This window comes from Pseudomonas edaphica (genome assembly GCF_005863185.1).
Classification (GTDB): domain Bacteria; phylum Pseudomonadota; class Gammaproteobacteria; order Pseudomonadales; family Pseudomonadaceae; genus Aquipseudomonas; species Aquipseudomonas edaphica.
Genome location: NZ_VBVZ01000746.1, coordinates 1 through 2,707 on the forward strand (window position 1 = coordinate 1; position 2,707 = coordinate 2,707).

At 60.0% G+C, this 2,707-nt stretch carries 3 protein-coding genes; 1 reads left to right on the top strand and 2 read right to left on the bottom strand.

Annotation, left to right across the window (positions count from 1 at the left end; all coding sequences use genetic code 11):
- Positions 1 to 773: ABC transporter transmembrane domain-containing protein (locus FEM54_RS29885; protein WP_240792824.1), on the bottom strand; the 773-nt coding region annotated here is incomplete at its 3' end.
- 235 nt (positions 774 to 1,008) lie between these two features.
- Between FEM54_RS29885 and FEM54_RS34205 the strand changes: the two genes are divergently transcribed.
- Positions 1,009 to 1,182 (top strand): PA1571 family protein, encoded by a 174-nt coding sequence (locus FEM54_RS34205; RefSeq protein ID WP_017137411.1) that lies wholly within the window; start codon positions 1,009 to 1,011, stop codon positions 1,180 to 1,182.
- Between the two features lie 193 nt (positions 1,183 to 1,375).
- On the opposite strand, the gene pdxB is transcribed toward FEM54_RS34205, so the two are convergent.
- Positions 1,376 to 2,518 (bottom strand): 4-phosphoerythronate dehydrogenase PdxB, encoded by a 1,143-nt coding sequence (gene pdxB / locus FEM54_RS29890; RefSeq protein WP_138453997.1) that lies wholly within the window; start codon positions 2,516 to 2,518, stop codon positions 1,376 to 1,378.
- Positions 2,519 to 2,707: the final 189 nt, after the last annotated feature.

Genomic DNA, 2,707 nt, shown 5'->3' on the forward strand with positions numbered 1-2,707 from the left:
AGCATGATCACCAGTGTAATCAGCCAGGCGCGCTGCGCGATGCGTTTACGCGCCGTGGCAAACGCCTCTTCCACGGTGATGGCAAAGCGCTGTTCGTCCTGCACCTGGTGGTTATAGGCCTGCACGGTCTTGATCTGGCCAAGCGTCTCCGACACGTAACTGCCCACATCGGCAATACGGTCCTGGCTCAGCCGCGACAGGCTGCGCACGCGGCGACCGAAGATCAGGATCGGCGCCAGCACCAGCGGCAGCGCCACCACCACGATGCTGGTGAGCTTGGGGTTGGTGACAAACAACAGCACGATGCCGCCGATCACCATCAAGGCGTTGCGCAGGAACAGCGACAGCGACGAGCCGATCACCGATTGCAGCAACGTGGTGTCGGTGGTCAGCGGCGACTGGATTTCCGAACTGCGGTTGTTCTCGTAAAAGCCTGGGTGCAGGTAGATCAGATGATTGAAGACTTGCCGACGAATGTCCGCCACCACCCGTTCGCCGATCCACGACACCAGGTACAACCGCGCAAACGTACCCACGGCCAGGCCCAGCACCAGCACCATGAACAGGCCAATGGACTGGTTGAGCAGGTGCGGCGACTGGGTCATGAACCCCTGGTCCACCAGCAGGCGAATGCCCTGCCCCATGGACAAGGTGATGCCCGCAGTGACGATGAGTGCCAACAAAGCACCCAGTGCCTGCCAGCGGTACGGCGCGATAAAGCGGCTGGCCAGGCGAATGGCACGGCGTTGACGGACTGAGAACATGGCGGGCATACCGATGAGGAACCTGTACACCAACATTGGGGGAACTTAGCTAAATAACAATGCGTCAGGTTAATTATGCCCGCCGATGTTGATGCCTAGAGGCTATCGGTCTAACGCCTGGGTGGAAATTTGTATCGGTTTCTGCTGGACTGGGCGTTCGAAGCGGTGATCGTGTAAGCAGTTGTAATAGCGCGGTCACGCGCAGGTATTAGATTAGGCACACAACCTGATGAGGAGACAGGCCATGACCTTGCAAAACAGCAGTGACGCCAAAATTGAAGTGATTCGCCAGCCGCAGCACCTGCCTTGCTCGTATATCGACGCCAAGGGCCGCGAAGTGCAGATTACCGAAGAAATGATCCAGCAAGCGTGCAGCGACCTGGAACAGCGACTGGTCAAACCTGCCAAGCAAGGCTGACGCGCCCACGCTCTTTCAGACCCGGCCTTGATGGCCGGGTTTTTTATGCCTGTTTTTTGTGGTCCGCCTTTTGTGGCGAGGGAGCTTGCTCCCGCTGGGCCGGGCTGGCGCTCCAGTGCGCAGCGCCCCTGAAAGCCTGCGACTGCTGCGCAGTCGAACGGGAGCAAGCTCCCTCGCCACAGACGTAACAGTCCTATAAAGGCATGGCGCCCAATGCAGTGACGATGTTCGACAACACTGCCGACTCGCCATTGATCCGCACCTTCAAGCCATCTATCTCGCGACGCTCCGGGTAATGCTTGCGCAGCAGGTCGAACGCCTTGCGTTGCTCTTCCACGGTTCCCACAAGGCTGCGGCGCAAATCCGCATCATCGCGGCGCGGGTCGTACACACTGCGGCACAAGGTCGCCAGCGCCCAGGCCGGGTCTGTCGATGCATTCAAGTGCACCTCGGCCAGCCATGGCTGCGGCAACAAATCACTCAACTGGATACTGGGTTCCTGGCCCATATGGGCGCACAAAGCGTGGTAGATCTGCGCGGTGCCACGCTGTTTGCCGTCGAGGCTGTAGCCGGCGATATGCGGTGTGGCCAGCACGCACAGGTCGGCCAGGTCGACGTCCACTTCGGGCTCGCCTTCCCACACGTCCAGCACGGCTTGCAGGTCTTCGCGCTCCAGCAGTACTTCGCGCAAGGCCGCGTTATCGACGACAGGGCCGCGGCTGGCGTTGATCAGCCAGGTGCCGGGCTTGAGGCGACCAAGGCGTTCACGATCAAACAGGTGCCAGGTGGAGCCGTTACCAGACTTGGTCAGCGGCGTGTGCAGGCTGATCACATCGCACTGCTCGATAATCTGCTGCAGGCTGACGTAATCACCGTCTTCGGCAATCTGGCGCGGCGGGTCGCACACCAGCACGTTCCAACCCAGACCTTTAAGCACCTTGACCAGACGCCCGCCCACTTCACCGGCACCGACGATGCCATAAGTGCGCTGGTTCAGGTCGGCGCCTTCGATCTCGGCCAGGGTCTGCAAGCTGCCCAGCACATAGTCCACCACGCCTCGGGCATTACAGCCCGGGGCGCTGGACCAGGTGATACCGGCCTGTTTGAAGTAATCCAGGTCCAGGTGATCGGTGCCAATGGTGCAGGTGCCCACAAAGCGCACTTGAGTGCCGTCCAACAAGGCACGATTGACGTTTGTTACCGAGCGCACCAGCAGCACATCGGCCTGCTCGACCATGGCTCGGTCGATGGAACGCCCGGGTACGCGGCGAATCTCGCCAAACCCTTCAAAAAAGGCATCGAGCAGCGGGATATTTTCGTCGGCAATAATCAGCATGGCAGGCTCCTTTCGCGGACCAGCAGTGTACAGGGATGCGTAGTTCGAGTGTGGGAGCTGGCCAGCTCCCACATGGGCCAGTTCCCACAGGGGTTTATCCTCTACCGGGAAAGCGCATTACAAATCAGCAACACAGGTTTTTTCCTGACCACAGCGTCAACGCGTAGACTTCGCCGTCCTTTGCAACTC